Origin of the sequence: Paenibacillus sp. ALJ109b, from assembly GCF_010747435.1 — a bacterium.
Lineage (GTDB): Bacteria > Bacillota > Bacilli > Paenibacillales > Paenibacillaceae > Paenibacillus > Paenibacillus taichungensis.
Genome location: NZ_JAAIFP010000004.1, coordinates 62,283 through 87,232, shown reverse-complemented (window position 1 = coordinate 87,232; position 24,950 = coordinate 62,283). Strand labels below are relative to the sequence as shown.

The following is a 24,950-nucleotide window of genomic DNA, read 5'->3' as shown; positions in this document are numbered from 1 at the left end:
TAAAAAAAGAGCTAGACAGACAAACTAAATGTGTCTAGCTCTTTACTACTAATTAAAAATCAAAATTGTCAGGATCTGGACCCACACGGTGATTTTGATTCAATTCATCGATGAGTTTCATATCTTCATTTGTTAGTTCGAAGTCAAAAATAGCAGCATTTTCTACAATACGATGCTCTTTGATTGATTTTGGAATGGTAATAATGCCATTCTGTACATCCCAGCGTAAAATCACTTGGGCTACAGATTTATTATATTTAACCGCGATTTTTGTTAAAACATCATTGTTCAATAGTTCACCTTGCATTAATGGCGACCAAGCTTCTAGTTGAATACCATGTTTTTCACAAAAGGCTTGAAGCTCTTTTTGTGTTAAACGTGGATGACATTCCACCTGATTGATCACGGGTTTAATTTCTGCATCTTTCATCAAGTTTTCGAGATGGTTAACTTGGAAATTGCTTACACCGATAGCTTTTACCCGCCCTTCTTTATAAAGGGTTTCTAATGCACGCCACGCTTCGTTGTATTTCCCTTCAACTGGCCAGTGAATAAGATAAAGATCTAAATACTCTAATCCCAGTTTCTTTAGACTTGTTTCATAAGCTGCGATGGTCAATTCATATCCTAAGTCTGCATTCCATACTTTTGAAGTGACAAATATCTCTTCTCTTGAGATACCAGTTTCTTGTAGTCCTTCTCGGATGCCTTGACCTACACCTTCTTCATTTCCATAAATCGCTGCTGTATCGATACTACGATAACCATGTTTGATGGCTACTTTAACGGCATTTACCAGCTCTGGACCTTCTTCTACTTTAAATACTCCTAGACCGAATCCTGGCATTTTTACACCATTGTGTAGAGTAATTGTATCTTGTAAATTATTTATCACTGAAAATTCCTCCTATATTATCTACATGAATTAATTTGTTTGAAAAAAGCTATCCATCTGCTTTGGATTACATATCTTTGAACAAAATTGATTAGCTCTATCTTATAGGGATCCCACAAGAACTTTATTTATCTAAAAATAAACGAATTGCTTTTGTAACCAATTCATGATCTTCTTCAGGGGTTAATCCGGATACCGTAACGACCCCAATTATCCCAGTGTCTTTCAGCATAATAGGAAATGCTCCGCCATACGCTGCATATTTATTAACATCCAGAAGATGTACTTCATGAAATGACATTCCACTCATTTCGCATTGCATTTGCATATAATAAGAGCTATGAGCGAACATTGAAACTATCCGCTTTTTCCGTTGGATCCACTCATTATTTTCCTGAGTTGTTCCCGTCATCATATAGTGGAACAATTGAACATCATTTTTTGTTATATTTACGGCAATTTGTTTTCGTGCTTGTTTGGCCAATTCAACAATCGATAAACCTAAAAGAAGGGCATCTTCGTTAGAAAAAGAAGTGAATTGCAGCATTATCTCATCTTTTTTAATACTTTCCATTTTTCGTTCAAAATATGTGGTGCTCATAAAGTTTCTCCTCATGGATTATGCATATTGTTTTAATCATCAAAATCTTACAAGTCGCTAAGTTTTTAAAAGCTGCAATTCATAAGCTTACTTAGAGTGAATTTTCAAAATTGTATAATATTTTAGTTTTAAAACAGATAGATTCGGAATGATATCCCTAGCGATTTTAGAGGCTAATGACCATGTAAATAAGGTGAAAGCATTACGAGCTTCAAGTAATATTTCAAAACCTTTTGTTGTAAGCAAACCATGAACATCTAAATTTAGAGAGAAAATTTCATGGATTTAAATATAACCAAACCATTAGCGCTAATGATGTTACTATTCGAATTTTGTCTAACCTTGCCGGCAAGAAATATTATGTTACATGACAATACATATTAAAAGTACGTACTTTTTAGTGCTATAGGTACTTAAAAGTGTCTGTTGGCCTTTTTCAGAAGCGGTCTCCGCAAATAAAGGTATTCAATTGATACTGAACTCCTTTGTAATGGATCAGATCAGTCTTGTGACAGCATATAACGAAAGAAGTAGGCAAATGTAACTCTCAAAAATCTTATTGAAGCAGCGTGCAATCGATATCAAGAATAGACCAATGAACTGAATCCTATTCAGACGCATCAATGAACGTAGAGGAGCTAGTCGAGCAGCAGTTTTGGTTAGTCTATGGTCTTTCACTCTATTAACGTCTAAAGAAAACTGCCGTATTCTTAATGCCAGCTATTTTGCAGTGCAATAGTAACATCCCGACGACACTTCTTGATCCATCGCTCAAAACTATAATAACAACGAGCCATTTTAAGTATGCCGTCATTGGTGGATGTTTCGCATAGTGATTTTTAGTCGTCTTCTATTCAAGATTTTAGGATATCGCTATTATCCTAATGTTCAATGAAAAATGCTCATGAGTATCCCATGAACTTTTGCGGACATGTCACTCAATTCACCATACCTGGCCTAGTAAAGCATAAATTAATCAATTCCCCATACCCTGCTAAATATAACAAAACTTCAAATCATACTAGACTTCTTAATACGGACAGATAGGTGTGATTTTTGATTGATATTACTATTTACCATTTACACTCTCCTTCAGATAATAGGTACCTTTGAGTACCTATATAACTAAAAAGTACGTACTTATCAAAATAATTTAATGGCTATATACTGACACTCATGAAGCGAAGGAACGCTAAGCTTACTTCTATTCAAAATAAATTAACTTCAGGAGGAATCATGAATCAAAATATTGATAAGCCAGCATCTCAGCGTAAAGCAGAGTCAAAGTCAGGCTCCTGGGGACTACTTGCCCTTGCTATTAGCGCATTTGGCATTGGGACAACTGAGTTTGTTCCAGTAGGTCTTCTTGGATCCATTGCCAATAGTTTAAATATCAGTGTCACTCTGGCTGGTCTTCTTATTTCAGGTTATGCGATTGGGGTTGCTGTGGGAGCTCCTATACTCACAGCTCTAACCAATCGAATGAGTCGCAAGTCTTTGCTTATGTCTTTGATGGTAGTTTTTATTATCGGTAATGTTGTCGCAGCACTTTCACCGTCATTTGAAGTACTCTTAATTGCACGTTTTATCACAGCATTTTCTCATGGCGTCTTTTTCTCTATTGGAGCGACGATTGCTGTTCAGTTAGTACCTCCAGGAAAAAAAGGTAGTGCAATCGCACTCATGTTCACTGGTCTTACTATTGCTATTGTTACTGGTGTTCCTTTGGGGACTTTTATCGGCCAAGTCTTTGACTGGAGAGCAACTTTTTGGTGTGTTGCATTGTTTGGTGTTATTGCGATCATATCCAGTGCCGTACTGATCCCTAAAAATCTGAAACAATCTCCTCCAGCCAAATTCTCCGATATGTTCCTACTGCTCACAAATCGACGATTGATTATGGGCTTTCTGATCACGACCCTCGGTTATGGAGGCACATTTGTCGCTTTTACTTATTTAACCCCACTTCTTCACGATGTGACCGGGGTAAGCCAAGGGATGATTAATATCATCTTGATCGCTTATGGTGTTGCTGTTGCATTTGGTAACTCAATTGGAGGGAAGTTTGCCAATAAGAATCCGATACGTGCACTATTTTGGATGTTTGTTGTTCAAGCGGCAGTTCTAATCCTTTTGACATTCCTCGCACCATTTAAAGTGGCTGGTGTCATTGGTGTCATCTTAATGGGGCTATTTGCCTTCATGAACGTACCTGGTTTGCAGTTAAACATTGTTCAACTTTCTGAAAGGTACGCCCCTTCAGCTGTCGAAGTTGCTTCAGCAATTAATATTGCAGCATTCAATATCGGAATTGCATTGGGTTCGGTAATCGGCGGGATAGTCATTGATTCTATGGGGCTTGTGCATACTCCTTGGATTGGTGCTCTAATGGTTATCCTAGCAATCGTACTCACAGGTATTTCTGCCAAGTTAGAAAGAAAATCATGAAAGGAGAGTTTGTATGTATGAGCATCATCAAGCTTACCAAAGAACATACAGAGAAGGTGAATTAACGCTCGGTCTTCATATTCCATTAGAAAACTATCATATGAAAACGCCGACGATGGCACATCAAATTGAGTTAGCTCAAACTGCTGAAACATACGGTTTTACATCGTTGTGGCTCAGAGACGCTATATTGGAAGATCCCAACTTCGGGGATCCTGCTGTCGGTCAGATTTATGATATTCTGATTTTCGGGACACACTTGCTTAGCCAGACCAAACAAATCGCTATTGGAACCTCTGCATTGGTACTCCCTCTTCGCCACCCACTTAGACTGGCGAAGGAAGTTGCCACCATCGAATCGCTTTTTCCCGAAAGGCTGATCATGGGTGTTTCTTCCGGAGACAGGCTGGCTGATTTTAAAGGGCTAGGAGTCGAACATCTGAGTCGGGGCGCTCAGTTCCGCGAAGGGTTATCTTATCTGGAAAAGGCACTTTATGAGCATTATCCTACAATCGACTCTCGTTATGGGCATATTGAGCAAGCGACACTCGTACCGAAACTCAAGCAAAGAATTCCTACAATGATAACCGGCTTTGCCCAGCAAGATTTGGACTGGCTTGGAGTGAACGGTGACGGATGGATGTATTACCCACAGGCACCACTACGACAGTTAGAAGTTATTAATGCATGGCGAGAGTCTGCAGCTCGACAATATCAATCAGCATTTCGCCCTTTCACTATGCCTATGCATCTTGATTTAGCAGAGGATCCCGATGAAGACGCCACCCCCATTCGGTTGGGTTTTCGAATCGGACGCAATAAATTGTTAGAGCTTCTTAAAATATATAAAAAGATCGGGGTTAATCATCTCTTTTTTGCTCTATTTGACAGTCTTCGACCAGCTGATGAGGTCATTCATGAATTAGGAGAATACGTATTGCCTCACTTTCTACCACTTGAAAATAGGGTTTGAAAGAATTTAACACATTCAATCAATGGCTAGCCATTGATTGAATGTGGTCCAGTTCACTAACATCTTGATTTTTACAGCATATAATAGGGGAATCCACAAGAGCTATTAGAGATTCTTTTTCGAATAAAATCTGGTCCAGCAGGGTTACTCTGGCTGGCCAGATAGATATAGATCAAAACGAGCAAGATACTCTGCTTAAAACCAGTAGATTTGTCCTTTAAGAACTTGATACCACCGATTAAACTTAGGGAGGATCTCAATATGATTAAATATAATATTCCTGTAGAAGCTGCCTTGGAGGTAATTGGTGGAAAATGGAAGGTCGTTATCTTATGTTATTTAACTAAGTCAACAAGACGAACAGGGCAGTTAAAGCGCTTGATGCCTGGTATCACACAAAAAATGCTGACACAACAATTAAGAGAGCTCGAGAAAGATGGTATCATTCGTAGAGTAATTTATAATCAAGTTCCACCCAAAGTTGAATACTCACTAACTGAGTATGGGCTAACCCTTTCAGATATTTTAGACGCGCTTTGCAATTGGGGAGAGAAACACATCGATATTAAATACCCACATAAAAATGTATTACTAAATATAGAAGAACTAGAAAGTAGATTCTCTGGAGAGAAAATCACTGAAATAATTTAGAGTTATCATTATTTGCAATAGGCTTAGAGTCGCACTCCTTTCAAGAGTACAAAGAGTAAAACCGAATGATGGTTTCTTTGATAAAAGATATCAAAGGAACCAAGTTCTTGTCCTCTACATGGGACAAGAACTTTTACAGAAAAAAAAGCAGCCCTCTTCTTTTTTAAGATTGGGCGGATTGTAATATGAGGTTCAACAGCAACTGGAAACAAAGAAAAGCAGTGGTGGACCGCTAATCTTGGTCTGCCACTGCTTTTCTTTATAAGATACATATTCCTAATGAGTATAACTGCAATTAAGTAAGTACGGTCATCGCCTCTCTTGTAAATGGAACCAGATCATCGGTACGTCCTTCTTGAATTTTCTTAGCCCATTCAGGGTCGACTAGAAGAGCACGTCCTACAGCAACCAGATCAAACTCATCATTCTGAAGTCGTTGTACCAATCCATCGATACCGACGTTACTTGCGCCTTTACCTTCTGTGAACAGACTTGTAAAGTCACCATCAAGACCAATCGATCCAACAGTGATTGTCGGTTTGCCAGTCAGTTTTTTGGTCCATCCAGCAAAATTCAGATCAGACCCTTCGAATTCCGGCTCCCAGAAACGGCGTGTGGAACAGTGGAAGATATCGACTCCAGCTTGAACCAACGGTGCGAGAAGCTGCTCCAGTAATTCCGGTGTTTCAGCCAATTTAGCCTGATAATCATCTGTCTTCCACTGAGATAAACGCAGTACAATCGGGAATTCCGGTCCCACTACTTCACGGCAAGCCTCAATCACTTCAACTGCAAAACGTGTGCGAGCCATCATATCTCCACCGTAACGATCCGTACGAGAGTTGGTTTTCTCATACAGGAATTGGTCGATCAGATAGCCGTGTGCTCCATGGATTTCAACACCATCGAACCCAACGCGTTTTGCTTCTGAGGCTGCTTGTGCGAATTCCTGAACGATTGTAGCAATCTCAGCTTCCGAATAATCATTAACATGACCTTTGGCTCCCATATGCCAGATCTGTGGAATAATTCGACCGCCAGCTTCATGTACTTCAGATACAACATGTGCCCAACCATTCATTGCAGCTTCGCCATAAAAGTGCGGCACATCGGCTTGATTGGATGCATCCGGATGATTAATTATTGTCCCTTCCGTCACAATAAGCCCCACTGCGTTCTCTGCTCTGCGGCGGTAATAGCCCGCAACATTTGACCCCGGGGTACCGTCCGGAGAAAATTGACGCGTCATCGGCGCCATCACGATCCGATTGGATAACTTCAAGTGACCTAACTCTATAGGTTGGAACAATGCTTCTATGGATTGAGAATAATTCATAATAACCTCCACATATTTCGTTTTATATAGTTGACCTAGGAGATGTTAAACAGCTACCAGCCTGGTTAACAGCTAGACGTTACTTCCAAATGAATCAATACACGATTTTTATCGAAAAGCCCCACCTCCTTCAAGGTTTCGTGGTGTATTAATCCGCCTTAAATTATTTTTGACTTCGCAGTCAAGAATTTCACAAAAAAAAGATCAAGACATGATCATGCCAAATGAAGTACGCAGAACCGTCTCGATCTGTTCACGGGATGAACCTGATTTCTCCATAACTCTCACACCAAGAATGGTGTTATTTAGATAAGATGCAAGCTCTATACTCGTATACCGGTTGGAAATTAACTGTTGTTTCTGGCCACTACTTATGATCTTCTCTAATACCAGTTGAATCTCTTCTACCATGAGCTCAGCTTCGCGTGTGACCTGCTCGTCATCTGTTCCGAATTCGAGTGATGCATTCACAATTAGACACCCTTGACAGCCTGTTTCATCATCTAAAAGGGAATATCGTAAGGCATCCAGTTTATCACCGGGAGACGAATCAAGGGCTTCAATCTCCTTCAGTTTCGCTATAACCTGTTCACGGTAAAGTGCCAGCGCCTTCAGGAACAACGATCGCTTGTCTTTAAAAACACAATACAAACTTTGCTTTTTGACTCCTGTAGTACGCGTAAGGTCCTCATAAGAAGTTGCTTTGAAGCCTTGATTCCAGAACACTTCCATAGACTGGTGTAATACACGATCGACATCAAATTCTCTTGGTCTGCTCATGAGATTAATATATCAGTTATTGACCATGCAGTCAATAATAAATCGTTTTACATCCTAATCTCTACGGAAATTTCCTGCAGGTCCCTTGAATGCAGTCTAACTCTTCCGGTAAGCAACCTTGTGAAAAGCATTGATATAACGAAACAGTGCTTCACCATCATCAGGCACATGCGTGCTTCTATCCAGTGGCAGCATCATTGCCTGATACGGCTCTGGCACCATTCTATATTGATGGACATAGGAGGTCAGGATGAACCCGTTGCGTTGCCAGAACTGAATGCGTTCCTGATGAGCCTCCGTTGTCCCGGACTCCGCCTCGATAATCATACCTTTGATCCCGTGTTCCTTTAACGCCCAGGCTCTGAGCTGCTCTAGCATCCAGGTCCCTATGCCCAACCCGCGCATCTTCTGTTCAACCGCGAGGTAATCGATGATCAGGATGCGGTCCGCAGCCTTCCCCTCCAGTCCAGTAACAGCCATCGCAACCACTTCTACATGATGCACGCCCGTGTGTAAATAACCAATCCCCCGGTCCAGCATACTGCGAAGAATCGCTTTTGTCTTAGCACCGCTTTGAAAAGCCTCATGATAGATTCGCTCCATCCGCTCCCACAATGCTTCATCCCACTCCTCTATAGTAGTAAACTCTAATTCTAGCATCTCATTCGCCTCCAGATTTTTATCATAACAAATCCCGCCTCTGCTAATAACACTGTTAAACGTTTGTAGAGGCACTCTACTGTCTAGTTCTTTTATAAGTGAGTCCACGAAAAAGCAGTGTACACCACTTGTATGCTGCTTTTTACTCGCTTTATCAGCTTACACCGAATTCAAGACATGTAAGAGATATTCCTTCCGATTTAATGGATTATGATCGTATCTTGTACATGATGGCACTTCACCATCGAAGGGCTCATAGCCATAAAATTCGGATAGCAATACACCTTCCCCTTGGGTCCAACCCGGAAGTTGGTTCTTAAATGACTGAATATTCTTAATCGGGATCATGCCATATATCATAAATACCTGGTCATTCTGAATTGGATCCTGATAGGTTGCAGAGGCTTGAGTTAGTTTAAATAAAATTTTACTTAGGTAATTAGCCGGAACCTCTAATTCGAACCGATGAATGGGTTCATAAATTTGAGTAGTTGCTTCAGTTAGTGCTCTCATTAACACAAGAGGCGTTAATTTTCGAAAATCACTAGCTGTACTAACTGGACTTGCATAGGCGGTATCCGTAAGTGTCACGATTAGATCGCAAACTTCCCAACCATATAGTCCTTGCTTAAGCGTCTCATAGACGGTTTCTTCAATTGCCTTATGAAACGATAAAGGTAGGGAGCCGAGCTCTACTTCTAGATGATATTCAATACCGGTTGAACGAGGATTCGGATCAATACGAAAGCCTACAGTACTATAAAATGGGTTTCCCTTGTCTCCCATCCTCTCAACTGCCTCCCCTGTAAAGATAGGCTTTTCAATATAAATAGGCTGTGTCACAAGAAATTCGATATCGATTTGAGCGTCTTTTTTCAGTTGATCCCGAATCACTTCTTTTTGAATTTCACCATAAAGATGAATAGATAGCTCCCTTTGACGAGAATTCTGTTTGATATGAATAAATGGATCCTGTTCGGCTAATTTTTTCAATGCTCTGAATAAATGAATGGTCTCGTTTTCGTCAGAGGCTTTGATCGTTGTTACTAAACTAGGCGGCGAGAACAGAGTTTCAGTCGTTTCATTGGAAGGAACACCGATATCATCGCCAACCTGGCAGTCTGTTAACCCCATAATCTTTACGATATCTCCACTTGCAGCGATTGTTCCATCTGTTGTTTTTCCAGAAAAGAAGTGTTTCAACCCCGTGACCTTGTTGGTGAATTTGATAATTTCTCCTGTTTGATTCATCCGATAATAGGAAAGACTCTCACGTATCTTGATTTCACCAGAGAAAACTCGTACGTAAGCGATCTTTTCATCGTTTTTTCCACGTTCAATTTTAAAAACTTTCCCTCTTGTAAAAGGAGTATTTTCATAATGAACGGAAGAATTGCAATTCTGGATAGCTGTAATCAAATGGGGAATGCCCTCACCAGTAATTGCTGAACCAAATAGCACCGGATAAAGCTGCGCTTGCTTGAACTGTTCTAGAAACTCTGATTCAAAGTCATCGGGGGTTAAGTCTTTAGCGCTGTAAAGATATCGTTCGAGAAAGCGTTCATTATTATCAGCTAAACGATTTGCTAGGCCCTCCATAAATTTCTGATTGTTTTCCGTGAACAATTCCATATGCGCGGCTGATGTGCCGATATTATAAACAAAGCCCATTGCTAAAGCATGGGGTGTCAATTTATCATGGATCTCAGTTAGTAACGATTCGTACCTAGCACCCACACGATCAATTTTATTGATAAAAAAGATTGTAGGGATTTTCAATTTAGCAAGTGTCTTCATCAAAACTCGTGTCTGAGTTTGAATACCTTCGACAGATGAAATGACAAGGATGACTCCATCTAATACTCGTAAAGCCCTCTCAACTTCAGAGATGAATTCGGGGTGACCTGGTGTATCAATCAAATTCACTTTCACATCATTAACCGCAAAAGAGACGACAGCAGATTGAATGGTAATTCCTCGTTGTCGTTCCATTTCCATAGAATCTGTTTGCGTATTTCCTTTATCTACACTGCCGATTTCAGATATGATACCCGTTTCAAAAAGTAATCTTTCAGTTAAACTCGTCTTTCCTGCGTCTACATGCGCAAGAATCCCTATATTTATATTTCTCAATCGTTATCATCCTTTTTATTTTCATATTATTCTCCTTTTGTATAGTCATAGTATTTTTTCGCATACTATTCACGCTCCTTATATGTAATACTCTTATTATACTTTTTATGAATTTTATTACAAACCTTCAAGATTCGTTATCCATCTAGATAAACTCAAAATGAAAAAGACCGTAAAGAAACTAATTCTTCACGGCCCTTTATAGGATAGGTCATCGATTCATATAATAGTCATGTAATTGCTCGAAAGTTGTAAAACGTTTGACTTCTCTGCCGACCTTATCATACTCGTTTAGATATTCATCCATCACTTCAAGGAACTTCTCTTCCATTACTGGTAAATCACTTGCATCAAAGTACTGCATAAGATCAAATTTCTTGGTCCCCTTCTCCACAGCCATTTCATCAAGATACCCTTGTGCTCCAAAGGCCGAAAGAAAGACGTAGGAAGCATCATTTGTTATAATACTGTTCAAGATTTTATTGTAGTAGTTGCACCATAATTCTTCGTATGTTCCCCTCAGATTATCAAAGTTAGGTGCAGGTTTAACAATGAAGTTATCGCACATCGTACTATGTAACCTTGTAACGCTATTCAACATTTTAAATGATGCTATTCGGATATCTTCAATGGTATGAGCTTCGATGATTGACATGTATAAGGATTCGAGATCATCCGGAACATAGCGAAACGAGCGTATCTCTTCCAAATATCGCTTGATTCCTCGTTTGATACACGTGTTATTCATACTGACCAAGGCATTGACTAGATTGTACAGAACGTCGGCAGATGCATGTCGCACTGAACCGATATCTTCACCCAGCATCGTATCGCTGTATGCTTGCTTAGCCAGATCGATCCATTTTTTTGCTCGATTAAGACACGCTTCTCCTATCGGGCTCGCAAGTGCATCAAGAGCTTTTTGCCTGAAGTCACTCAATTTCTCCAAATCCTCAGGTTTAGCATAGTAGAGTATTTTGAGCTCGGTTAGGCTCGATACGTTGGGACTCTCTAATGTGGATTGCTCTTGTATTCTTGAATCCCATGGCGTGCAATAGATGTCATATCCAACGTCATCCAAGATGAAGCAATCGGATATTTCCCATCCCTTTTCTGTATTGTTGATAATAATCAAATCAAGATCGCTCTTCTCGTGAAAGTCCCCGGTGCTAAATGAACCAGTAAGCCCAATAATGGCGATATCGTCTAGAAAATCTCTTTTTGCGCGTTCGATAACCATGTTAATCAGCAGTTCATTTTTGCCCAGTAGCTTCTTCTTCATGATTTCGTTCATTCTTTACACCCCTTCGTATGAGCAGGTCGTTCTTCATCCCAACAACCTTAACTTGAGTTTATCGATGTAGACGTGCGGTTACTATGTATAAGTTGATTTAATCTAACTTTGCACAAAACCCGCTAAACCGTCGATATGACGATTTAGCGGATTTCATTAGTTCTTACTATAAACAATTTTCTTTATGCTTTCGTAGGACAAGAAATACTGACCCGCCAACTCCTCTATGCTGACTCCATTACGAAACAAGGATTTGATCTCAGCGTTTCGAGCAGAGACCCTACTTTTGCTGTGTGTTTTCTCGCCCCATTTTAGGTGTGCCTACCCCGATTGTTTTCAATAGCCTCACCTCCATAGAAAATAGTTAGATTAACCAAGAAATCGCTAATGCGAATATTAAGTATCCTCGTCCCTATCCAATTCCCCAAGTAACCGATAAGTTTCGACGTAAACTTTTGAATCTTATACACAACTTATTGGTTGTCGAATAAGACCTCTGCGGTTAGTTGGATGTGTGCTCTAAAGATCTGTGTAGCACGTTCACCATCGCGGCTAAGAACAGCATCTGCTAATGCCTTATGTTCAGCGAGTCCATCGCGGACTTGCTGTTGCGGGGGGGAACAATGTCGATAAAATTCGCTCAAATCCCAAAGGTTGCTGCAGATATCCAAGAGAACTGGATTCGGACACGCGGCAATAAGCTCGTAATGAAATTGACGATGAATCTCAGACCATTCTTCGCGGACAACAAGCTTTTCATTCACTTCCTTGTACTCAGCCGTTTGCGATAGCTTGTGATGCACGGCAATTACATTGGATTCCCATGTGAGATCACCATGGGCGATGGATAGACGTAAAGCTTCGGATTCATTGATTAACCTCGCTTGTATGATGTTGTTCAGTTCTTCTTCCGACGCCGTCTTTACTGAAAATCCGTGGTTAGGATTTTGCTGTACCAGACCCTGAGTCGCTAATCGCGTCAACGCTTCGCGAACAACAGCAACTGATACTTCGAAACCTTTAGCTAATTCCGAAACTTTTAATGGAGAGCCTGGTTCATATTGTCCAGTCAAAATATCGGATTGTAGTTTCTTCCTGACATTCTCGCTTAAGGTGGACGAACCATTCCTTTTGGCCATGAAGCAGCACCTTCCTTCTCACGCATAATAATTCTACGTAATTGTATGTAGATAGTTTACACCGTTATCAATAAAAAACAAACATTAAATTCGATAGTAAACTACAAAAACGATTATAGTTTACAGAATCGATTATTTGATGTATTATCGAAAATGAAAATAAAAGGAGGTAATTTACAATGAACAACAATCCATTTTCCAAATTGCCAGAAGTAGCAGTCTTTCAGTTGGAGAGTAATGACATTATGGAGGGACATCCTCTACCGACCCAGCATTATTCGGAGATGTCAACACTAGAGGGAAGTAAAGATCTCTCGCCCCATTTGAAGTGGTCGGGTGCACCCGACGGGACAAAGAGTTTTGTCGTAACTGCATATGATCCGGACGCCCCAACTGGATCGGGGTTGTGGCACTGGGCCGTTATCAACATCCCTGCCAGCGTAACCGAGCTACCTACAGGCGCAGGTGACGAGTATTCTAGCGGTTTGCCGCAAGGCTCCCTGCAACTACCGAATGATTTGAGACTCGAACGCTTTATCGGTGCAGCGCCTCCAGCGGGACACGGTCCTCATCGATATTATTTTGTCGTTCATGCGCTGGACGTCGAAAATATTAGTGTCGCCCCTAATTCCACGCCAGCTCTCCTTGGATTCACCATGCTGAGTCATACGCTAGGGAGAGCAGTTCTCATGGCAACAGGGGAAATCAAGTAAACCAAGATGTTGAAGCATAGGAAAGAATGATATGAAAAATCCCGAGTATCTTATCCGTGTTTACGATTTTTTTTTGCACAAACAAGGTTTGAAAAGCAAAGTACTCCATGCAATGCGGAGTCAAGTACGGAGGAAGTGGTGAAGCTGAAAGATCACCCACATCATTATGTGTGCCCCAATTGCCAGCAGCCAATTATAATTTTGAAGCATACCGTCATTTGCGGCTGTGGGAGCAAGATTAAAAACAAAGTCAAATTTAAAATATATCCAGAAAAACTGAAAAGTCCTCATAATTGAGGACTTTTCAGTAAATTAGCGTTGACCATCTCTGTCAGCGAAGTATTTAAAACATTACATTGTCGGCTTAATCAGATAAAAATTTTATCGTCAAAGGAATACAGGCTCGTTATTTCATCAATACAGTTTTATCCTATAGAAATGAGGCATTCCAATGCAAACCAATCATAGCGTTCAAAAAAATAAAGGAGAATTATTACTTGGTTTACTTGTCTTTACACTCATCATATCCGTCATGAATGCAACCATGTTTAATATTGTACTCCCTAATATCAGTAAACAATTTCAAATTTCTTCATCGCAAGCGAGTTGGATCATCACAGGCTATATGATTGTGTACGCAATTGGCTCAGTAACTTACGGTAAATTGACTGACAGATACAGCTTGAAGAATTTATTGACGTTTGGCCTACTACTTTTTGCAATTGGGTCTGTCATCGGCTTAGTGGCTAGTGAATATTGGATGGTCATTGTGGGGCGAATTGTACAGGCAGCTGGTGCATCAGTCATTCCGGCGATTTCTATGATTGTACCAGTTCGTTACTTTACATCTGAAAGGCGCGGTCGTGCATTAGGTACCGTTGCAATCGGATTTTCATTGGGTTTAGCCATTGGTCCGATCATTGCCGGCGTGGTAAGCAGTACATGGAACTGGCGGGTACTATTTGTAATCTCGCTTTTATCATTACTTACTTTGCCGATGTATCGAAAATATTTAGATGATGAAAAGGGAGTTTCCGGAAAAATGGATTATATTGGCGGAATACTTCTGGCCAGTACCGTAGCCATTTTGTTACTGGCTTTAACAAACGGAAGTATTTGGCTTGCCTTAGGCGGGATTCTTATTTTCATTTTTTTCGTACTACGTATACGCTATACTCCAAACCCCTTCATAAACCCGGCCATATTTCGAAACAAACCGTTTTCATTCGGTCTAATTATTACTTTCGTCATGATCGGGATTGGCTTTGCCTTTCCATTCATTACACCTCAGCTACTTTCTTCTGTAAACCACTTGTCACCGGTTTTCATCGGAATAGTTATGCTGCCGTCGTCTTTAATGGCCGCGCTTTTGGGTCGACAAGGCGGTAAATTAGCAGATGATAAGGGAAATCGTTTCCTTGTGTTTACTGCAGCTGCACTTCTTATTATCGGTTTTCTCTCTTTGTCTTCAGTCGTTGGTATGTCGCCAGTATTTATTGCGATCTTTCTTATTTTTGGTATTCTTGGTCAATCGTTCATGCAAATTGCAATGTCAAACACGGTTTCACGTACACTCTCAAAAGAGAATATCGGCGTAGGGATGGGATTATTCTCCATGGTCACTTTTATTGCTACGGCTACATCAACAGCTGTTATCGGCAAGATACTAGATCTGGGCACATCGGCCATTCGCTTAAATCCGATTCCCAAAAACAGTGCAACTTTTGTATATAGCAATATTTTCCTGACACTTCCCATTCTTATCGTTGCCGTAGCTGCATTATATTATGTCCAATTTAGGCGAACAGGTAAAATGGTTAAGGACGCAAAGATGAATAGCGAACCAGTTACTTAGTAACAGTAATATAGAAATGCTAGGTCAGATCGGGTTAGATAACATCAATAATCAAATCTAGCCTGCTTAATCAAAAAAATCTGCATGCAGTTTATTTAAAGTTAATAAAAGACATTCTTCTTGCTCAGAATCTATAACTCTTAGGTTCTATGCTGTTAATTAGAATCACACTTATTACGGTTCTCCGCGCTGTCTGTAACGGCAAGTTTAAAGGCCATCCTAGCGCTAACTTCAGTAATTAAACGATCAAAGTTATCGTGTAATTCTAACGGACAATACTTCTTGAATGAGGCTAATAGGGCATTATCATTCCATTCATAGCGTGAATGTTGGGACGAATAATGAAGTGAAAACTTATGTATTTTCCCGACCATTTGACCGATATTCTCATAAAACGTATTGCTCTCCTCGGCTATTACTGCATTTCTGCCGGGTGCTTTCTCAAAAGCTGTCACAACAAAGGACCCGTCAATGATATGAATCAGATCCCCTGATAAAGACTGAATGGGCCTCACTACTTTCATTCCGCGATCAGCCAGGAACATGATAAAATCTAGTTCCGCTCTTGTTAATAATTCATTCCGATGTGTGACATGGGCAATTCTTAAATGAGCGTAAAAAGCTTATTGAGAAAGCTAACGGTGCGGAACCAGTTGGAGTATTAATTTGGGAAGGATACGATCAATTCCAAGTTAGTTATTCAATTGTATATAGAAACAGTGGCAGTTTGGGATTAAAAAAATCCCAGACTACCGCTGATCATTCAACTTGCTTTCGTTAATCTATAAATAAGAAATAAGAAACTATGATAATACTTTAGAGTTCTTGTACGGTGGGACGAACTATCTACTCAATTTCTTTCCAAGATGGTACGCTAATTTTTTTTGCTCTCTTCCCTGCTACCTCTAACCAGAACAGAAGAAATTATCACTGAATTGCATGACTAGTTTTTCAAGAACCCAGGAAAGAATCTCCACATCAAGCCTTTGGTAGATTTTCATTTGATAACTGACAACTTGATCAGAGAAATACTCCAGATTATCCCTAATAATTAGTGGTAAAGCATGAAAAATAGTCCAACTTACGGTTTATTCTCATTCTGTAAACGAAAAACTTCCCTTGCTGTTTCTATAAAAGATAACATGATTGGTGAAAGCCACTTGTCTTTATGCCACAACATCTGTGTATACACCCGCAAATCCGGAATTCGCCATGGAAGAACAACAAGTTTCCCGCGTTCAACTTCGGCTTCTACAACGATTTCAGGAAGAAAACCGATACCGATTCCCGAGATCGCACATTGTTTAATGGCTTCAGCACTTTGAAACTCTAGATACGTGATGCTATCAATGCCCTCTTTCTCAAATGACCGGTCAAACATCGTTCGATATGGACAACCTTTTTCATTGGTCAGGAACACTTCTCCATGAAAATCTTCCAACTGCAGCATTGTTCGCTTTGCGAGTGGGTGATCTGGAGCCGCTAACAATCGGAAATGTTCTTCGAGCAAAGGTTCCACGGAAAGTCCACTCGAGCGAATGGGTTCATCCAACATATAAACAATATCCGCGGTTCCCTCAAAGAGCGTTTGCTTGAGCTCTTGATTCGGAACTGAGCGGAAGATTAGACGAACTCCCGGATGCTGCGAACGAAACCGTTGGAAGACAGGTGGAAGCCGGTAGGAGCAAATAACCTCATTCGCACTTATCGTTAAGGTACCACTTAGTTTCTCATTATCATGGACAGCACTACGAGCTTCGTCCATTTTTTCAAGAACGCCTTGGGCGTGTGTTAAAAAGCGTTTACCCGCAGTTGTGAGCGCGAGTTGCTTGCCCAACCGATCAAAGAGGCGAACACCTAGCTCATCTTCCAATGCTTTAATTTGCATCGTGACGTTGGAAGGAACGTAACTCAGCACTTCTGCTGCCCTCGTGAAATTTAATGTTGCTGCAACCGTGCAAAACGTATTCAGTTGGCGCAATTCCATCCGATGCTCTCCCTTCATCTTTCAATTTTATTGAATACTATCTTGAATTCTATTCACTTTTATTGAGAGTACCACGACTCTATACTGAGTACAAGAGATCACACTGAACATGTGGTTTTTCATTTTGAAGGGAGCGACTATACGATGGACTATGAAATTTTTAACTTGGGTGATGTACTCTTACAATCAGGAGTGACGTTACCAAATGCTTTTCTTGCTTATAAAACATACGGAAAATTAAATGAACAGAAAGATAATGTTGTTGTCTATCCAACGGCTTTTGGAGATCAGCATGTTCAAAATGAATGGCTCATTGGCAGCGGGATGGCACTTGATCCAGAGAAATATTTTATTATCGTTCCAAATTTGCTGGGTAATGGGCTTTCATCCTCTCCCAGCAACACGCCGCATCCATTCGAACGGGCTAACTTTCCCCAGGTAACCATCTATGACAACGTACGATTCCAGCATCAACTACTGACCGAAAAATTCGGCATTCAGAAGATTGCTCTCGTCGTCGGATGGTCCATGGGCGGCATTCAAGCATTTCAATGGGGTGCAAGTTACCCAGAGATGGTCGAACGAATTGCACCTTTCGGAGGCATCGCCAAACCATGGCCTCACACATATGTGGTGCTGGAAGGTGTAAAATCTTCACTGTTATCTGCAGTCGGGTTCGACTCAAGTAAACTAAACCAATTAACTTCTGCAGACATGCGCGCCGTTGGCCGGGTCTACGCGGGATGGGGATTATCGCATGCGTTTTACAGAGAGGAACTTTATCATGAGATGGGATTTGAATCATTGGAGGATTTTGTAGCTGGTGTCTGGGAAAATAGCTTTATGAATATGGATCCGCATAATGTTCTGTCCATGTTGTGGACAGGCCAGCATGCAGATATTAGTGCCAACCCCTCCTATAACGGAGATTTCGATAAAGCGCTTAAAAGCATAAAAGCTCTTGCCTGCATCATGCCCGGGAGCACGGATCTCTTCTGCACAGCGGACGATAATGAATATGAAGCGGAGCGTATTCCTAATGCTACTTTTAACCCAATACAATCGCTCTGGGGTCATTTTGCCGGTCGTGGAATCAACAGTACCGATAATCAATTTATTGATGACAATCTAAAACACTTGTTGTCACTTAGCACAAAAGTATAGATCGTCACTTGCATTGGATGTCTGTCAGGCATAGCAAGATTCACTGTTCTTTAGCCCGGTTATTTCTTTCATGAATTAATAACCTGTCTGATCGTATTTGAGGTCACCAGTACTTACTGGTTTGACCTTTTTTTTCTGTGATCGTAATTGCTTTAACGAATTCAGCGAACACTGAAATTCTAGTTTAATCCTCTTCATCAAACAAAAAACATTAAATTTATTTTTATCGATAATTTTCAGATTTCAATGTTTAGGATAGTGATTCCATCTATTTTCGCTAAGTCCCTTTTTATTGTATTGCCCATTTCGGTAATCGGTACAAGTTATTGTCCCGCGATTCTTGTTGAAACGGATAAAACCACTTTATTCTCCAGATTTAAACCTGTCTCACCTTGTTAAGCATAGATCCTTCTTAGAACCCACTAATAAACCTTTCCACCCGCCAGAGGATGTGTTGGATAGCTTTACTAGTGCGTTTCTGATCAATTTATCGCAAAAAAAGAAAGGATTGTTAACGGTTCGCACGGTAACGCAACCCATCTACAAGAAGCGAAACAATATTTTTCGTATGCACTGTATCGACGTTGTCACTGCCGTGCAGAGGCTTGCTACCCCCCACAACAATTCATCTGGCGTAATCTAGGTACGTACTTCATCTGTATCTGTTGCTGTTGCTGTTTCAAATAAGGCTTCCATTGGTCTAAGAGGTCGATTCATCTTTTAAACCGTTGAGCCGGACTTAAACTCGCTCACATTTCTTCATATGAAGACAAAGGAAAAAAGCATCCCGAAGGATGCCCAGTCGTTTTGACAGACTGCTGTAGCGGCGTCTGAAAGTTTGTAGTTCTTTAGCCATGAAAAATTCCCCTTGGAGGCAAGTTTAACTCCATCCATCTTAACAACCAAATTAGTGCACTTCAGTAAAGCAGAACCAATGTCTAAAGTGCTTGTTTATCCCTTTGTTGTTTAGAACACTAACGAGATGTAAGCACCTCTTCAGCTATTTTGACCAGATCCTCTTTCCCTAGATTGCTGTCTGCATTATTGGATATTTCATACAACAAATGATTGTGATCGTCCCTCCATCCAATCCGATGGTAAGTAACTGAAGTAGTTTCCCTATCCTTGGTATCGGATTGAATATAATAGACCTCATTACCTTGAATGTTCAGCTTCTCGGCTTTAGCCTGATCGTCCTGGAATATGGTCACTTTACGAATAAATCAACACGACCAGGACGATTGCCACTGCCAGCCACGTCATTTTTTGTTTCATGATCCGCTACTCCTCGTCTATTTATAATGAACATATTGTTAATGATCAACCTTGCAATGTTCATCTATAAAAGGCTCACCTTAATATATAACTGTCCCGCAAGTTCACTTAATCGCAATGGATATAAAGAAGTCAAAATTTATCACTCAAATGCCAAAGACATCACCATAACTAAATTCAGTGATGTCTTTCTTGCGACTCAGCTGCACCAAACTTAAAATCTGCTGTTCGAATTCTTTCGTTTTTCTGCAGGCAGCATGGCCTCGATAACGTCCCAATGTTCGGCGATCTTTCCATTCTCCACGCGGAACATGTCGTAGAAAGCAGTAGGTTGATTGTCGAAGAGACCTTCACTCACTGTAAGAACAAAATCACCTTGTCCAATCACCTGATGGACATAAGTATATTCATATTCAATGTTTTTCTTCTTCAGCGCCTGCAATGCAGCATGGAGGCCCGAAAGGCCATCTGCTATATGTGGACTATGCTGAATGTAGTTATCCTTATCAAAATAAGCGGCAAGCAGGCCAGTGTTCTTCCCAAGCAAGATGTTCTCAACATAGCTTTTGACAAATTCTTTGTTGGCATCCGTCTTGTCGATATCCTTTATCGTGACCGGTCCGTCTATCATCGTATGATTGCTGGGTGTCCTTTCCACCATCTCTTGCATATTGTCCCAATGTTCAACGATCAGTCCATTCTCAAAACGGAAAATATCAATGATGATTTTGGAGCCGAAAAACTCATATACGGAATGAAGTGCCACATAATCTCCGTCGACCAAAGCACGCTTAACACTTACCTTCGTACCAATTTCCTTTAAATGGCCAAGTGCACCAAGCATGGCTGCACGACCATCGGATAAACCTTGGTTGTGCTGAATATATTCCTTTGGATGAACGTAAGCTGTAATTGCTTCAGGATTGCCGCTCTCAAAACTTTCCAGAACAGCGATTGCCTTATGGACAAGCTCATTTTGGTTTTTTGATATCATTTGTATATCCTCCTAAAAGTTTATAGTCATTAGATAAATAATGAACGTTATGTTGTTTATTTATCTACAGCTCATTATAATAGAGGGTAATTTTACGCTCAATATTCAATATTTTTAGTTTTGAAGGATAACAGACATCTCAACAAACTTTGTCGCTTAACTGCTCAAAATAAATTGAAGGAGACAGAAATAATGAACAAGAAAACCGACCTAAGAATACTTCGCACGAAACAATCGATTCGAAAGGCGTTTTATGAGCTTATTCAGGAAAAAGGATATGAAGCGATAACGATTCAGGATATTGCCGATCGGGCTATGATCAATCGAAATACATTTTATCTTCACTACCAAAATAAACCCGATCTATTAGATACATGTATTAATGAATTATTGAGCGAATTAAAGGATGCGGTCGTACTTTGTCCCATCAGCATGAATCCGTTCAGCATTTCTATACTTGATACAGTCATGCAAACTGTACTGGAACATATTTCTCTTAACACTACCTTTTACTACGCCATGTTAGTTGAAGAGAAGAGAATCTATCAGTTTCGAGCAAAAATGGAGAATATCATTAAAGATAAATTAAACGAGGGGTGGAATGCTGATCAGGTAAATGCTCCTTTAGCGATATCCAAGGAATTGCTACTCGAATATCTCGTATCGGCTTTCATGGGGATTGTCATTTGGTGGATTAAAAATGATCAGCCTCTTCCTTCAAAAGAAGCTTCATCTCAGTTTAGTAGAATTGTTACCTATGGGCATTTGAAGGCTGCTGGCATCCCCGTCGAAGAATAAAATTAGCGAGGGGCGCTATTCTGCCCATTAGCATAATGAAATAGCAGTCGGATTTTAATTAGGCATGTGTCAAATCGGTATTCGGTTCATGTTCTTATCCTTTACGGCAACAAGATCTTGACCCTCGACACATGCATTCTATAGATTTTTTCCAGAAGCACTAAGGTATCAAAATCAAATAATAAGAAAAAATGGCTATGGCTTGGTTCCGTCACACCGGCGTTTAGGCAACAAAAAAAGAATCCAGGTACACCCGGATTCTTTTTTTGTGATACAGATATATCCTTTGAGAAAAGCAGTCAAGCATTACTCTATTTTAGGCATTCGGTTACTTGGCTGGCCCCAGGTTGATCAGGGTGACATCGGACAACGTAATTGTCGTATCACTGTCTTCCGTACCTGAAATGTAATGTTGCCCATGTCAAAAACAATTCGTGTATTCGCATAGCTTGGTTCGGTAACTTCGAACGTGTAGGAATACTCTTGTTCCTCTGTGGACAGGTTTGGTACGTGATTAGAACCACATCACGTAAATAATGAAACTTTTGAATTAGGACATAGAGAAGAAAGCCTACCTACAATGAAACGGTAGGCCTTAGGAAATGGGAGTCCCATAAAATTATATCCAACACTCTACTTTTTATACCAGAGCAACCCCATTGTCCGTCTTCTTCCTCTTGGCCTTAAGCATCCTCATATCCCCTTCCCCCCGCCTGCACAGCGGGAGGTTCGAGATCACAACTCGTACAGAGGGATTCATTTGAATATATGAGTTTCTTGTATATTAGCACTTTAAATTTTACAAACTACTCAGTCGCAGAGGATTGAGTAGTTTTAAGCCTCAACTGCTTCGGGTCTTTTCACTTGAAGAGGCGGAGGAATAAGCCAACCTTTTTCTTTACTCATCTGAAGAATACGAACGCCTAAAGCAGTTTTCGTGACATGATATTTTGCAAATAAGGCTCCAATATCTTCTCTAATCGATTGCCCCATAACTTGACTACAAGCAACCAACCCCATCGAAGTATCCGATGCAATTTTTGCCGCTATCTCCGGATCAGTAAATCTCGCACCAACAGGAATATCCTCAAGTTTTACTGGAGGTCTTTCTGGTAAAGCTGGCGTTGGCGCAATTCCGTTATCCGTTAGCAGAGTATCACACTCTTTAATCTCAAGTTTTGCTTGATCAATCAGTGCTTCTAATGTTTTCTTTAAATCCTTATCTCCTGCATGATTTAGAAATGCTTGGTAGAAGGAAAGCGCTCCTTTCGCAACTGTTGAACATTGCCATACACTGAAGATTTCACCATAATGCATAGGTTCATTTTTGGGGTTTCCACTTAATATTCCCATCATAAACACTCCTTTTAAATTTATTTTCCACCGGATATATAGTCCCAAATTTAATAACAACATATTCAACACAATCATAAATTCATAATGGAATAATGAAATTATTATGGGGGATATTAAATTCATCACAATATTGAGGAGGCTATTTTTTATGAAAAAACAATTAACCACTGCAGTTGTTTCAATATTCTTATTGGCTTCTTTAGCTGTTCCTGCGTCAGCTCACGATGTAAATGAAGCTACGGTTGATGGACGAGACAATAACACTTACCATTACAACAGCACCAATAATAACCCAAACACTGTAAGAGCAAATTCAACAGCTAACGATAACCGTATGGACTGGGGATGGCTTGGCTTGCTTGGATTACTAGGTCTAGCTGGCATGCGTAAAAGAGTATCTGATCACTCTGATCGCTAATTTTGGAACTTCGCATCATTTGAATATAAGAGCTCTGCCAGTGTGGCAGAGCTCTTTTAAAGGAACGAATTAAAATGTCGTGGGGATAAGGCAGCAAAAAGTTCAAGGAGGATGGTTTAATGAAACAAGAGTTGAATTATGGAACTGATTATAAATTTATTCCCGTAACTTCAGTAAAAAGTGGCGTAGGGATTGAAATATTGCCTGATCTATTTTGCCACACTATCCAAATCGTTAATATCTCTTTAGTAGGTAACCCAGAATCTGACGAGTTGGTTTTAGTTGATGCTGGAATGCCAAAGTCAGCAAATGAAATAATCTCGGTCATCGAGGAACGTTTTGGTCCAAACAGCCGACCCAAAGCGATAATTTTGACCCATGGACACTTTGATCATGTCGGCGGGTTAATAGAACTGGTCAAGCACTGGGAAGTTCCGGTTTATGCGCATCAATTGGAAATGCCATTCCTCACAGGGCAGAAATCATACCCGGAACCAGACCCTACGGTTGAAGGTGGTCTGGTAGCTAAAATGTCCCCATCGTTTCCAAATGAACCAATAAACCTTGGGAGCAGCGTACAAACATTACCTTCAGACGGGACTATACCCCATATGCCAGGGTTTAGATGGATTCATACACCAGGACATTCTCCTGGTCATATTTCGTTATTTCGGGAAAGCGATGGAGCGTTAATCGCAGGGGATGCTTTTACTACTGTAAAACAAGAGTATATGTATAAAGTTTTTACTCAGGAATTGGAGATCAGCGGCCCCCCTCGCTATTTAACAACAGATTGGGAAGCTGCAAAGCAATCTGTTATTAAACTTGAGGATTTAAAGCCCAAAGTTGCTGTAACGGGTCATGGATTGCCGATGTCCGGTGAGGTGCTAACAACAAGCCTGAGTAAACTTGTTAATGAATTTGACCAAATTGCCATACCCGATTATGGAAGGTACGTTAACTAATTTTTTTTTGGATAAAGGTGCAAATCCGTTATCCAAACCACTTTGCTTTTGCAATTATGATTTTGAATGTTCAAATGATGGTATGCCAGAAAATCGGTTCTAACAAAAAAGCCGCTATAATAGCGGCTTTGAATGGAACAAATATCCCATGACATCAAGACTTTCAATGAATGCAATATGCAATATCAAATTTCTATCATCGTTGAGTGTTTATTTTGAGCAAGAGACTTAGTTTCACTTCCGTTTTTGGCTTTGCAAAGTTTTGGGCCACCTATAGGAAGGGACATGGTCCAGCATTGTTTTGTTGCCGCTTAGCAGCATTTCATGACAAGGGCATTCATTACTGTAAACTGACCGTTAGCTTAATGAAACAGCTAAATATTCTAATCGACATTCCATCATATAACTAAATAGATAACTACCTAATCCGAAATAACACAATGTTCTTGTCCCTCGAGAAGATTAACATGTGCGGTCCAAATTTAAGCCTTTTCCCGCAATTGGAGCGAATACAC

Annotated in this window: 22 protein-coding genes; 9 read left to right on the top strand and 13 right to left on the bottom strand. The window is 40.4% G+C overall.

Annotation, left to right across the window (positions count from 1 at the left end; all coding sequences use genetic code 11):
- Window positions 1-52: 52 nt before the first annotated feature.
- Both G3352_RS03430 and G3352_RS03425 read right to left on the bottom strand, forming a co-directional pair.
- A complete protein-coding gene (locus G3352_RS03430) occupies window positions 53-895 on the bottom strand; it encodes an aldo/keto reductase (RefSeq protein ID WP_163753811.1) in 843 nt (280 codons plus the stop codon).
- A 124-nt stretch (window positions 896-1,019) separates the two neighbouring features.
- A complete protein-coding gene (locus G3352_RS03425; RefSeq protein WP_163753810.1) occupies window positions 1,020-1,496 on the bottom strand; it encodes a heme-degrading domain-containing protein in 477 nt (158 codons plus the stop codon).
- Window positions 1,497-2,732: 1,236 nt separating this feature from the next.
- On the opposite strand from G3352_RS03425, the gene G3352_RS03420 reads away from it, so the two are divergent.
- The 3 genes from G3352_RS03420 (at window position 2,733) to G3352_RS03410 (ending at window position 5,568) form a co-directional block, all read left to right on the top strand.
- Window positions 2,733-3,944 (top strand): MFS transporter, encoded by a 1,212-nt coding sequence (locus tag G3352_RS03420; RefSeq protein WP_163753808.1) that lies wholly within the window; start codon window positions 2,733-2,735, stop codon window positions 3,942-3,944.
- Window positions 3,945-3,957: 13 nt separating this feature from the next.
- Window positions 3,958-4,917, top strand: a complete 960-nt coding sequence (locus tag G3352_RS03415; protein ID WP_163753806.1) for a TIGR03571 family LLM class oxidoreductase — start codon at window positions 3,958-3,960, stop codon at window positions 4,915-4,917.
- Window positions 4,918-5,178: 261 nt separating this feature from the next.
- Window positions 5,179-5,568 carry a winged helix-turn-helix transcriptional regulator gene (locus G3352_RS03410; RefSeq protein WP_163753804.1) on the top strand — a complete coding sequence of 130 codons (390 nt, stop codon included), beginning with the start codon at window positions 5,179-5,181 and terminating at the stop codon, window positions 5,566-5,568.
- A gap of 295 nt (window positions 5,569-5,863) precedes the next feature.
- On the opposite strand, the gene G3352_RS03405 is transcribed toward G3352_RS03410, so the two are convergent.
- The 6 genes from G3352_RS03405 to G3352_RS03380 form a co-directional block, all read right to left on the bottom strand.
- On the bottom strand, window positions 5,864-6,904 hold the full coding sequence (locus G3352_RS03405) for an NADH:flavin oxidoreductase (RefSeq protein WP_205524685.1): 1,041 nt from the start codon (window positions 6,902-6,904) through the stop codon (window positions 5,864-5,866).
- Window positions 6,905-7,108: 204 nt separating this feature from the next.
- Complete coding sequence (locus G3352_RS03400; RefSeq protein WP_163753802.1) at window positions 7,109-7,684, bottom strand: TetR/AcrR family transcriptional regulator; 576 nt, start codon at window positions 7,682-7,684, stop codon at window positions 7,109-7,111.
- Window positions 7,685-7,780: 96 nt separating this feature from the next.
- On the bottom strand, window positions 7,781-8,344 hold the full coding sequence (locus tag G3352_RS03395) for a GNAT family N-acetyltransferase (RefSeq protein ID WP_163753800.1): 564 nt from the start codon (window positions 8,342-8,344) through the stop codon (window positions 7,781-7,783).
- Window positions 8,345-8,503: 159 nt separating this feature from the next.
- A complete protein-coding gene (locus G3352_RS03390) occupies window positions 8,504-10,477 on the bottom strand; it encodes an elongation factor G (RefSeq protein WP_205524684.1) in 1,974 nt (657 codons plus the stop codon).
- Window positions 10,478-10,688: 211 nt separating this feature from the next.
- On the bottom strand, window positions 10,689-11,771 hold the full coding sequence (locus G3352_RS03385; protein ID WP_163753798.1) for a nucleotidyltransferase domain-containing protein: 1,083 nt from the start codon (window positions 11,769-11,771) through the stop codon (window positions 10,689-10,691).
- 473 nt (window positions 11,772-12,244) lie between these two features.
- On the bottom strand, window positions 12,245-12,910 hold the full coding sequence (locus tag G3352_RS03380) for a GntR family transcriptional regulator (protein WP_163753796.1): 666 nt from the start codon (window positions 12,908-12,910) through the stop codon (window positions 12,245-12,247).
- A 179-nt stretch (window positions 12,911-13,089) separates the two neighbouring features.
- Here G3352_RS03380 and G3352_RS03375 point away from each other — a divergent pair, with 179 nt between their 5' ends.
- Both G3352_RS03375 and G3352_RS03370 read left to right on the top strand, forming a co-directional pair.
- Entirely contained in the window at window positions 13,090-13,623 is a 534-nt protein-coding gene (locus G3352_RS03375; RefSeq protein ID WP_076288791.1) for a YbhB/YbcL family Raf kinase inhibitor-like protein, read from the top strand.
- 451 nt (window positions 13,624-14,074) lie between these two features.
- Window positions 14,075-15,478 carry an MFS transporter gene (locus G3352_RS03370; protein ID WP_163753794.1) on the top strand — a complete coding sequence of 468 codons (1,404 nt, stop codon included), beginning with the start codon at window positions 14,075-14,077 and terminating at the stop codon, window positions 15,476-15,478.
- Window positions 15,479-15,633: 155 nt separating this feature from the next.
- On the opposite strand, the gene G3352_RS03365 is transcribed toward G3352_RS03370, so the two are convergent.
- Both G3352_RS03365 and G3352_RS03360 read right to left on the bottom strand, forming a co-directional pair.
- Window positions 15,634-16,023: an aminoglycoside phosphotransferase/kinase family protein gene (locus G3352_RS03365; protein ID WP_240342917.1), complete on the bottom strand. Its 390-nt coding sequence runs from the start codon at window positions 16,021-16,023 to the stop codon at window positions 15,634-15,636.
- Window positions 16,024-16,559: 536 nt separating this feature from the next.
- The gene (locus tag G3352_RS03360; RefSeq protein WP_163753792.1) at window positions 16,560-17,465 is read right to left on the bottom strand and encodes a LysR family transcriptional regulator; all 906 of its coding nucleotides are present in this window, start codon (window positions 17,463-17,465) and stop codon (window positions 16,560-16,562) included.
- 144 nt (window positions 17,466-17,609) lie between these two features.
- Between G3352_RS03360 and G3352_RS03355 the strand changes: the two genes are divergently transcribed.
- Window positions 17,610-18,629, top strand: a complete 1,020-nt coding sequence (locus tag G3352_RS03355; RefSeq protein ID WP_163753790.1) for an alpha/beta fold hydrolase — start codon at window positions 17,610-17,612, stop codon at window positions 18,627-18,629.
- Between the two features lie 974 nt (window positions 18,630-19,603).
- Here G3352_RS03355 and G3352_RS03350 read toward each other — a convergent pair.
- The gene (locus tag G3352_RS03350) at window positions 19,604-19,840 is read right to left on the bottom strand and encodes a DUF4367 domain-containing protein (protein ID WP_163753788.1); all 237 of its coding nucleotides are present in this window, start codon (window positions 19,838-19,840) and stop codon (window positions 19,604-19,606) included.
- Between the two features lie 278 nt (window positions 19,841-20,118).
- Window positions 20,119-20,898, bottom strand: coding sequence for a nuclear transport factor 2 family protein (locus G3352_RS03345; RefSeq protein WP_163753786.1), 780 nt, complete (start codon window positions 20,896-20,898; stop codon window positions 20,119-20,121).
- 192 nt (window positions 20,899-21,090) lie between these two features.
- Between G3352_RS03345 and G3352_RS03340 the strand changes: the two genes are divergently transcribed.
- Window positions 21,091-21,696, top strand: a complete 606-nt coding sequence (locus G3352_RS03340; protein WP_163753784.1) for a TetR/AcrR family transcriptional regulator — start codon at window positions 21,091-21,093, stop codon at window positions 21,694-21,696.
- Window positions 21,697-22,530: 834 nt separating this feature from the next.
- Here the strand turns inward: G3352_RS03340 and G3352_RS03335 are convergent.
- Entirely contained in the window at window positions 22,531-23,049 is a 519-nt protein-coding gene (locus tag G3352_RS03335) for a DUF3231 family protein (protein ID WP_163753782.1), read from the bottom strand.
- Window positions 23,050-23,200: 151 nt separating this feature from the next.
- Here G3352_RS03335 and G3352_RS03330 point away from each other — a divergent pair, with 151 nt between their 5' ends.
- Window positions 23,201-23,470, top strand: coding sequence for a WGxxGxxG family protein (locus G3352_RS03330; protein ID WP_163753780.1), 270 nt, complete (start codon window positions 23,201-23,203; stop codon window positions 23,468-23,470).
- Window positions 23,471-23,589: 119 nt separating this feature from the next.
- Complete coding sequence (locus G3352_RS03325) at window positions 23,590-24,435, top strand: MBL fold metallo-hydrolase (protein ID WP_163753778.1); 846 nt, start codon at window positions 23,590-23,592, stop codon at window positions 24,433-24,435.
- Window positions 24,436-24,950 lie beyond the last annotated feature (515 nt).

Coding starts and splice junctions, on each gene's coding strand:
- G3352_RS03395 (WP_163753800.1), bottom strand. CDS start 8,344: ATGCTAGAATTAGAGTTTACTACTATAGAGGAGTGGGATGAAGCATTG.
- G3352_RS03365 (WP_240342917.1), bottom strand. CDS start 16,023: ATGTTCCTGGCTGATCGCGGAATGAAAGTAGTGAGGCCCATTCAGTCT.
- G3352_RS03380 (WP_163753796.1), bottom strand. CDS start 12,910: ATGGCCAAAAGGAATGGTTCGTCCACCTTAAGCGAGAATGTCAGGAAG.
- G3352_RS03375 (WP_076288791.1), top strand. CDS start 13,090: ATGAACAACAATCCATTTTCCAAATTGCCAGAAGTAGCAGTCTTTCAG.
- G3352_RS03345 (WP_163753786.1), bottom strand. CDS start 20,898: ATGATATCAAAAAACCAAAATGAGCTTGTCCATAAGGCAATCGCTGTT.
- G3352_RS03400 (WP_163753802.1), bottom strand. CDS start 7,684: ATGAGCAGACCAAGAGAATTTGATGTCGATCGTGTATTACACCAGTCT.
- G3352_RS03355 (WP_163753790.1), top strand. CDS start 17,610: ATGGACTATGAAATTTTTAACTTGGGTGATGTACTCTTACAATCAGGA.
- G3352_RS03325 (WP_163753778.1), top strand. CDS start 23,590: ATGAAACAAGAGTTGAATTATGGAACTGATTATAAATTTATTCCCGTA.
- G3352_RS03360 (WP_163753792.1), bottom strand. CDS start 17,465: ATGGAATTGCGCCAACTGAATACGTTTTGCACGGTTGCAGCAACATTA.
- G3352_RS03330 (WP_163753780.1), top strand. CDS start 23,201: ATGAAAAAACAATTAACCACTGCAGTTGTTTCAATATTCTTATTGGCT.
- G3352_RS03370 (WP_163753794.1), top strand. CDS start 14,075: ATGCAAACCAATCATAGCGTTCAAAAAAATAAAGGAGAATTATTACTT.
- G3352_RS03410 (WP_163753804.1), top strand. CDS start 5,179: ATGATTAAATATAATATTCCTGTAGAAGCTGCCTTGGAGGTAATTGGT.
- G3352_RS03415 (WP_163753806.1), top strand. CDS start 3,958: ATGTATGAGCATCATCAAGCTTACCAAAGAACATACAGAGAAGGTGAA.
- G3352_RS03385 (WP_163753798.1), bottom strand. CDS start 11,771: ATGAACGAAATCATGAAGAAGAAGCTACTGGGCAAAAATGAACTGCTG.
- G3352_RS03335 (WP_163753782.1), bottom strand. CDS start 23,049: ATGGGAATATTAAGTGGAAACCCCAAAAATGAACCTATGCATTATGGT.
- G3352_RS03425 (WP_163753810.1), bottom strand. CDS start 1,496: ATGAGCACCACATATTTTGAACGAAAAATGGAAAGTATTAAAAAAGAT.
- G3352_RS03420 (WP_163753808.1), top strand. CDS start 2,733: ATGAATCAAAATATTGATAAGCCAGCATCTCAGCGTAAAGCAGAGTCA.
- G3352_RS03405 (WP_205524685.1), bottom strand. CDS start 6,904: ATGAATTATTCTCAATCCATAGAAGCATTGTTCCAACCTATAGAGTTA.
- G3352_RS03340 (WP_163753784.1), top strand. CDS start 21,091: ATGAACAAGAAAACCGACCTAAGAATACTTCGCACGAAACAATCGATT.